Origin of the sequence: Desulfitibacter sp. BRH_c19 (genome assembly GCA_001515945.1) — a bacterium.
GTDB lineage: Bacteria > Bacillota > DSM-16504 > Desulfitibacterales > Desulfitibacteraceae > Desulfitibacter.
In genome coordinates this window covers 26,763-34,042 of sequence record LOER01000008.1, presented here as the reverse complement: position 1 = coordinate 34,042, position 7,280 = coordinate 26,763, and the positions used below count along the sequence as shown (strand labels likewise).

Genomic DNA, 7,280 nt, shown 5'->3' with positions numbered 1-7,280 from the left:
AAATGGATTTATAAAGGTTGAAAAACCTTCTAATTTAGAAAGATTAATTGAAATAACTGAAGAGAGTAAAGAATTATTAAAGCAGATCTTAGATCAAACCGAAATTTCAGTTGAAGACCAAAAAGCACAAAGTCAGCTGTTAATGGAATTAAAAGAAGCATTATATGATAAAGATGATTCCAAAGCTAGAAAGATTCTTAAAGAATCTCTTGATATAGGGAAACAGGTGGCCATTCCATTATTGCTTGAATATATTAAGGGATTTGCAAAAGGATAAAGAGCTAAAAAAGACTATATGTAATTTTTTTGTGAATGAATATTAAGTGTGACATCATATAACAGAGTTTTACCGCAAGGGTGCGGTGTAGACAAGCTCTGGGGCAAGCCGCACCACATACCCTCTGTCACAAAGCTTGCAATATATAAGGTGAAATGAATGAGCAAGCTTTGCGTCAGCCCTGCGGGACGGATACGTCGGTAACACTCGGAACGTTAAAGGAAATGCTAAGTCCATCAATATATAGGATGACAAGGGTTTGGGTTTATTTAAAATGACGACGAGGAAGGAGAAAATAATATTGAGGCACACATACATTTTAGACGAAGGAAAATGGAAGGCAAAAGGTCTTTATTATGATCATAAAGCTAATCAGGTTGAGGTATTTGGAGAAACAATGATTAAACATTTGAAAGACGAATGGATTCTAGATGGATTTATGGAACTGAAGAAAAAAACCTATAAGATTTTTTAATAAATACTCAATCATACCAAAGCCAAGTGATAAAGATTATACAATATGGACATCGGTAAATCCAGCATTAGGAAAATTGATTGGGAAATTTATGATTATTGGAGATACCATTTTGTCATCTTATATTTCTGAAAATGGTGTTTATTCGGGTTCAGAAAGCTTATATAGAATAAATGAAAATAAGTATCTTAATAGAGGTTTTGCATTTAATGGGGAAGATAAACTCTCATCATGGGAGGTTACAATAGAACGAGTTTAAATCGAATTACTCTAAAAGAGTGTTATATGATTCTGTAATTATAGATAAGAATGTAGATTATGTCCGCACTTCAGTTAACACGAGGATTTGCGGCTCCGGCTGCGCCTACGACCTAACTTGACAGTTGTCATGCCTTTTGCTTCTGGAGGATAGGCTTTTGGGGCAAAAGTCATGCCAACCGCCAAGTTCGCAAATCCCGGGAACGTTATCTGAAATAGCTTTGCCGAGTAAATTTGCTACGAGGAGTTATTATTATGAATAGATTTGTTTTCATGACTATTATTGTGTTGCTATCTTTTTTGTTCATTAGTTGCATGACAACAAAAATAGAGACTACAAACCCTGATTTAAGAGATAAAATAATTGCATTTGGTGAAACGGATGAGTATCTCCTTGTATATTTACCTAGAGAAATTACTGAGACTAATCAACTACTTAAAGCTGAAGGTATCAAAGTGTCTAATGATACAATAATAATTGGCAAAGAAGGTAAGAGAATTAAATCAACTAATTTAAGATATAGTGAAGTTGTAGAAATATGGCTTTCAGAAGAAGATGGAAAATCTGTAATCGATAGATGGCCTATAGCAAAACAAATAAAAGTGTTAGAAACTAATGAAAATAAAAATAACGATCTGCCTAAAGACTTTAACTTTTTATTAAGATATGGAGTTAAAGGTAGAAATGTTTTAAATACATTTGAAAATACATATATAAAGGACTTAGTTGATGCAGGTACTATTACCATAAAAATGACTCTAGATAAAAGTGAGATGAGAGAAATTTATGAAAAGATGCTAGAGGTTGATATATTTAGTTATCCTAACAATTTTGAACCTCTTGAACCGCATCTTGTAAAAAAAGTGGGGTTTCCAAATTCAACCTATGAATTAATAATAGAGATGGATGGGAATAAAAAGGAAGTATATTGGGATACCCCAGTTATAACAGAAACTATAGAGGAAGAAATGCTTAGAGACTTAATCTATTTTATAGTATATATTGTAGAGTTGAAAGAAGAGTTCAAAAAACTACCGGCACATGTAAGTGGTTATGATTAAGAGTGTTGCTACTTCAGATAACACGAGCTTTCCCGCAAGGGTGCGGTGGGGTGAGCTTTGGGGTGGGCCGCCCACATGTCCTCTGTCGCAAGACTTGCAATTAGGTCTTGCTATTAGGATGTGCAAGTCTTGCGCCAGCCCTAGCGGGACGGACACGTCGGGAATGCCGAGAACGTTATATGACATCGTAAAGGAACTAGTGTTGGTTAAGATTAGTACCTCAATATAATTAAATGCTAGAGTTGGCTATTACATAAATGGTATAATATGCAAAAGGTCTTATTTTAAGAGGTGTCGTAGAATGAAATGGGAAGAAGTTAGAAAGATTTATCCAAACCGATTTGTTAAACTTCAAATATTAAAGTCAAAAATCAAAGGCACTAAAAGATTAATTGAAGACATGGCTGTTATTGAATCATTTGATGACAATAGAGTAGCAACAAGGGAACTTGTAAGATCTAAAGATGACATAATAGTTTATCATACAGGAAATGAAAAGATTGAAATTGAGATCAAGAATATTTTTGGTTATAGAGGTATGAGTAATGAAACTACGATTACATGATGGATTACTATATAGTTCAATAGAAATAACACATTGTGGAGTAGTAAAAGTTATTGAGAATATTGTTATAGATACTGGTGCAGTTGAAACACTTATTTCTCCTGATATTGTTGAAGATCTTGGTATTGTAGCTGAATTAAAGGATGAAATAAAATCATTTTATGGTGTTGGAGGAAGTCTACATTATTTCTTTTCAAAACGAATTGATCAAGTGAATTTTGGAAACGTAAATTTGAGAGATTTTAAGCTAGATTTTGGTGTTATTGATCCGAAAGGTGAGATAAATGGGTTGCTAGGACTAGATTTGCTGATGGAAGCCAGAGCAATTATAAACTTAAAAGAATTGACATTAAAGTTTGATGTTTCATAGGAACATGTCATCTGTGGGCTACCTCTTTGGTGGCCCTAAGTTTTATGGTTTCCGACGTCATATAACAGCAGGTTGTCAAAATTGCCTGGGTGAAATTTTTTGAGGTCATAGGAGTCAAAAATGAGCAAACGTGAAGAATATGGAATACAATTGAAACCGTTAATAATTAAGAGTGAGAGTGCTTTTAGAGAACTGAAAGACATATTAATTTTTAATTCCAACTTACCAGGGCCAAGAGGTAATTTGGAGTTAGCTTATGCATTTGCCGATAGCTTAAAAGAAATGCAATACATTGATGATAACTTATGGCTAACTTTAAATGAATGGGCAGGAGTAGCATCTGAAGATACTCCATCAGATAGCCCTCAAGAATTCATCCCTTTTTGTGCTGTACAAGCTCTGGGAGCTATATTTAAATGTGTCGATTTTGAAAAGAAAGAAAAAATTATTGAACTATTGCAGGCTGCAGCAAATGATTCAAGATGGCGAGTTAGGGAAGCTGTAGCTATAGGTCTTCAATGGATTGAAGAGAATGATTTTAGACAAGCAGAATTAATCTTTAATAAGTGGATTGATGATGACGCTTCTATTTTAGAAAAAAGAGCAATTATAGCGGCCCTAGCACACCCTCCTGTTTTGAATGAAAAAGATAATGTACTATTCTGCTTTAAAATTACGGAAAGAATTTTGAAAGACATAATTAACTTGAGGAGAGAAATTCGAAAGACTGAAGAATTTCGTGTATTAAGGAAAGGACTTGAGTACGCAATAAGTGTATTTGTTGCAAAACTACCTACTGAAGGTTTTGATCTTATGAAGGAGTGGGCTCAGAAAAATGATCCTGATATAAAGAAAATAATAAAGTCTAATCTAGGCAAGTCTAGATTGACAAAAAAATTCGGGCACCAGGTGAATGAAGTATTTGTTGTACTGAACGGCAACTCTGCCTAACACGATGATTTGCGGCTCCGGCTTTCGCTTTCGACCTAACTTGGTAATTGTCATGATTTTTGAAGTAGGCGAGACTTTGGGGTTAAAAATCGCGCCAACTACCAAGTTCGCAAATCACGGGAACGTTAGACGTAAACTGCCGCAGAAAATGCAATGGAATGTAAATGGGATTAAAATCTTATTTTGGTGGGAAAACAGCTTCAGTTTTACGAATTATAAAAAGAGTGTTTATTTGATCATTGTCAGATTTAGTGGTCTCGATAACTATTCTGATTGACATGTTTACAGATATTTCAAAGAAGTTATCCGTTCCTTGGATTCTTTTAAAACGTAAGGCAGGATGGGTAGGGTCTTTTATGAAAAGTTCAATAGCCTTGGATGATTGTTTTTGAGTTTTTTTATCAGAGACTTAAACTGTTTATCAAATTTTCGAGTAGAAATAAATCGTCTAGTCATTGTCAAAACCTTTTAAAAACTCATTAACACTTGAAAACTCACGAACCCTACCGGCATTAACATCTTCTTTAGCTTCAAGTAAGTCAGTTTGAGCTTTCTTGGTCCAAAAGTATGCTTGACTAGCCGGAATCATCTTATATGGTTCAATAAACGGGATTGAGCCCCGAAAACTGTGTAACTAATGATAGTGGCAGAAGCGATCGGGAACGTGGAAAGCAATATTAAGTTTTTCCCTAATTTCTTTAGGAAGAGATATTAGATTTCGCCTTTGGACAGATATTTTGTAAGAATTCCACCCAGTCGATTCTACCTCGCTAACTTTCTGTCTACGCTTAAAACACTACGTTACCGTAATGCCTCCAAGACTCGATACGAGGCGGATGGCTAGTCCTTACCTCGGCATTTTCATTAGCCACTCGTGGTCCACATGGTCGAAAAAGCCATGGATGTCTGCTTCAACTATATAGCTTATATAACACATATCATTAGCACGATATACGCAATTACTAAGTCAGTTAATCCTTGCAGGTTGAAAGATTACATTAGATCAAGATAGAGCTTAATAGCGTATTTGATTTTTTCCTTAACTTCTTCACTTTCAATAAAACCGCACTTATCACTCAAACGCTCTTTGGAAATAGATCGTACTTGATGTACCATGACAATAGAAGAATGCGTAAGGTGAGAATCTTTTGGTTCTAATAATACTTCGATGGGATATATTTTTCTTCCAGGTTTATGTGAAGTTAAACAGAGTATTGTAACAATTGGAAGGGCTTGATTTACTGCCTCCTCTGAGATTACTAAAACTGGTCTAATCCCGGCTTGTTCAGAACCTTTTATTGGATTAAGATCAGCCCAGAAAATGTTCCATTGATAGTCCATTTATTTTTTCTCCTTTGTGGCTTCATAATCAGAATAAGAAAAATCATACATTACACTATCTAGGTCTTCCATAAACATAGGATCTTTTGAGGCTTCCTTCATTTTAATATACAAATTTTGTTTTTCTATAAGTTTAACGTAGGATTCAATTGCTTCTTTTACAGCAGAGTTTACAGAAGGAACATGACCTTCGTTAGAAAACTTTTTTAATTTGTTGAGTAGTTCAATAGGAAGAGAAAAGGTATAGTTTTTAATGGTTTTGGACAATGCAACCACTCCTTATAATGATATTGCATGATTATATTGTACAATATTAAAGTAAATTATACAATAAATAATGTCAATCCAGATAATTATTTTTGTGAATGCGTATAATACGAGCTTTCCCGTAAAGGTGCGGTGGGGTAAAGCTCTAGAGTAGGCCGCACCACATGTCTTCTATCACAAGACCTGCCAATTTGGGATGGTAGCCGTAGTAGGCAAGTCTTACACCAGCCCTACGGGACGGGTACGCGGTAATACTGAGACGTTAGAGTACAGGTGGTGCATTGCTGTACGTCCATGCACAGGTTTGATAGGGATGGAATAAGTTGATTTTCTACTTGGTAGTTGGAGATAAGTACAAAGTAAGGATTTTTTTATATTAATTAAGTTTAAGGAGGAGAATAATATGAAAAGAATTGAAACAAAAGCATGTGGTTTTCACATTCGTTTTGCGGAAAAGAAAGATGCAGATTTGATTGTAAAATATATTCGTGATTTGGCATCTTATGAAAACGAATTGGATGAAGTTACTGTAACTCCAGATATATTAAAAAAATATATGTTTGATCAATGCGGAGCAGAAGCTCTCATTGGCGAATATAAAGGAGCACCTGTGGGGTTTGCTTTTTTTCATAGTAGTTTTTCGACCTTTTTGGGTAAACCAGGGATTGCCTTAGTAGATTTATATATAGAACCTTATGCAAGAGGTAATGGCTTTGGAAAAGTGATGCTTTCATATTTAGCGAATATCGCAAAAGAAAGAAATTGCGACCGTTTAGAATGGTGGTGCCATGATTGGAACACGGATGCTATTGAGCGATATGTTAATTGGGGAGCAAGTTTAGTAAAAGATATTAGGGTTTATCGTATGGATGGAAAAAACCTAAATGATTTTTCAAAAGAGTATGCAATAAAAAGTATTAATGAGTAAGCTATCACAATTATATATAATGAGCATTATCCTAGGTTCATACTTATAAAGTTAAGACACTTTATAGGTACTTTATTAGCATTAAATCGATATGAAGACCAACCGCCAGGTAAATGTGCAGCATACTCAAGTGCTTACATTCTGAGGCATTACAAGCTGGTCTCAACCGCGGCATCGTATAACGCGAGCATTCCCACAAGGGGCGGTGGGGCTAGTTTTAGGGGTTGCCGCACCACATATCCCCGTCTGCACCACAAACGGGACACAGGTGAGGAAGCTTTGGTTTAGTTGACTCAGCAATAATAGGCTTAATACCAATAAGTTTTAAGTATAAAGCCAGCTTAGAGCCGATTACGACTTGATAAAATACCATAATGTCTGATCTTAGTAAAACCAGAATTATGGATAGTTTAACGTAAACCTTATTTCAAAGATGATTTAACAAAGGTTTCATAAGCTTTTATGCTTTGGTTGAGTGTTTCTCTGCATTCTGGATATTTTAAAAAGATCGAGTGTACTTTTGCAAACTTTTGGCGTAACTCTGGACTTTTTTCCATTGCTTCAGCGGAAACATCCAAAAGTATTAGGGTGCTTTTTAGAAAATGATCTCTTTTATCGGGATCAGCTTCTTTTAATTCTTGTGCTAACTTTTCCATCATACTCATTAATTGATTTATTAGCATTTATCTCACCTCAAGGATAATGTTCCCTAAGGGGACTAGGAAAATTCGGTTAAGTTTTCTTGAAAGTGTGGACATAACATAACCACGTGGATTTGCAGCTCCA

Annotated in this window: 10 protein-coding genes and 2 pseudogenes; 8 read left to right on the top strand and 4 right to left on the bottom strand. The window is 35.2% G+C overall.

Annotation, left to right across the window (positions count from 1 at the left end):
- From APF76_12780 to APF76_12750, 7 genes and pseudogenes are all read left to right on the top strand, one after another.
- A pseudogene (locus APF76_12780) lies at positions 1 to 277 on the top strand.
- A 259-nt stretch (positions 278 to 536) separates the two neighbouring features.
- Complete coding sequence (locus APF76_12775) at positions 537 to 752, top strand: hypothetical protein (GenBank protein ID KUO53045.1); 216 nt, start codon at positions 537 to 539, stop codon at positions 750 to 752.
- A 513-nt stretch (positions 753 to 1,265) separates the two neighbouring features.
- The gene (locus APF76_12770; protein KUO53044.1) at positions 1,266 to 2,072 is read left to right on the top strand and encodes a hypothetical protein; all 807 of its coding nucleotides are present in this window, start codon (positions 1,266 to 1,268) and stop codon (positions 2,070 to 2,072) included.
- Between the two features lie 301 nt (positions 2,073 to 2,373).
- Positions 2,374 to 2,637 carry a hypothetical protein gene (locus APF76_12765; GenBank protein KUO53043.1) on the top strand — a complete coding sequence of 88 codons (264 nt, stop codon included), beginning with the start codon at positions 2,374 to 2,376 and terminating at the stop codon, positions 2,635 to 2,637.
- Complete coding sequence (locus APF76_12760) at positions 2,618 to 3,007, top strand: aspartyl protease (GenBank protein ID KUO53042.1); 390 nt, start codon at positions 2,618 to 2,620, stop codon at positions 3,005 to 3,007. The genes APF76_12765 and APF76_12760 overlap by 20 nt, the downstream gene beginning before the upstream one ends.
- A 120-nt stretch (positions 3,008 to 3,127) precedes the next feature.
- The gene (locus APF76_12755; GenBank protein KUO53041.1) at positions 3,128 to 3,958 is read left to right on the top strand and encodes a hypothetical protein; all 831 of its coding nucleotides are present in this window, start codon (positions 3,128 to 3,130) and stop codon (positions 3,956 to 3,958) included.
- Positions 3,959 to 4,010: 52 nt separating this feature from the next.
- Complete coding sequence (locus APF76_12750; protein ID KUO53040.1) at positions 4,011 to 4,235, top strand: hypothetical protein; 225 nt, start codon at positions 4,011 to 4,013, stop codon at positions 4,233 to 4,235.
- 171 nt (positions 4,236 to 4,406) lie between these two features.
- Here the strand turns inward: APF76_12750 and APF76_12745 are convergent.
- The 3 genes and pseudogenes from APF76_12745 to APF76_12735 all read right to left on the bottom strand — a co-directional run bounded on the left by APF76_12745 (position 4,407) and on the right by APF76_12735 (position 5,566).
- A pseudogene (locus tag APF76_12745) lies at positions 4,407 to 4,694 on the bottom strand (hypothetical protein).
- A 257-nt stretch (positions 4,695 to 4,951) separates the two neighbouring features.
- Positions 4,952 to 5,299, bottom strand: coding sequence for a hypothetical protein (locus APF76_12740; protein KUO53039.1), 348 nt, complete (start codon positions 5,297 to 5,299; stop codon positions 4,952 to 4,954).
- The gene (locus tag APF76_12735) at positions 5,300 to 5,566 is read right to left on the bottom strand and encodes a hypothetical protein (GenBank protein ID KUO53038.1); all 267 of its coding nucleotides are present in this window, start codon (positions 5,564 to 5,566) and stop codon (positions 5,300 to 5,302) included.
- A gap of 403 nt (positions 5,567 to 5,969) precedes the next feature.
- Between APF76_12735 and APF76_12730 the strand changes: the two genes are divergently transcribed.
- On the top strand, positions 5,970 to 6,494 hold the full coding sequence (locus tag APF76_12730) for a hypothetical protein (protein KUO53037.1): 525 nt from the start codon (positions 5,970 to 5,972) through the stop codon (positions 6,492 to 6,494).
- 422 nt (positions 6,495 to 6,916) lie between these two features.
- Here APF76_12730 and APF76_12725 read toward each other — a convergent pair whose 3' ends face one another.
- Positions 6,917 to 7,177 (bottom strand): hypothetical protein, encoded by a 261-nt coding sequence (locus APF76_12725; GenBank protein KUO53036.1) that lies wholly within the window; start codon positions 7,175 to 7,177, stop codon positions 6,917 to 6,919.
- Between the last annotated feature and the right edge of the window lie 103 nt (positions 7,178 to 7,280).

Bases quoted from the DNA above. Each gene is read 5' to 3' on its own strand.
- APF76_12770 (KUO53044.1), top strand. From the start codon at position 1,266: ATGAATAGATTTGTTTTCATGACTATTATTGTGTTGCTATCTTTTTTG.
- APF76_12765 (KUO53043.1), top strand. From the start codon at position 2,374: ATGAAATGGGAAGAAGTTAGAAAGATTTATCCAAACCGATTTGTTAAA.
- APF76_12760 (KUO53042.1), top strand. From the start codon at position 2,618: ATGAAACTACGATTACATGATGGATTACTATATAGTTCAATAGAAATA.
- APF76_12755 (KUO53041.1), top strand. From the start codon at position 3,128: ATGAGCAAACGTGAAGAATATGGAATACAATTGAAACCGTTAATAATT.
- APF76_12750 (KUO53040.1), top strand. From the start codon at position 4,011: ATGATTTTTGAAGTAGGCGAGACTTTGGGGTTAAAAATCGCGCCAACT.
- APF76_12740 (KUO53039.1), bottom strand. From the start codon at position 5,299: ATGGACTATCAATGGAACATTTTCTGGGCTGATCTTAATCCAATAAAA.
- APF76_12730 (KUO53037.1), top strand. From the start codon at position 5,970: ATGAAAAGAATTGAAACAAAAGCATGTGGTTTTCACATTCGTTTTGCG.
- APF76_12725 (KUO53036.1), bottom strand. From the start codon at position 7,177: ATGCTAATAAATCAATTAATGAGTATGATGGAAAAGTTAGCACAAGAA.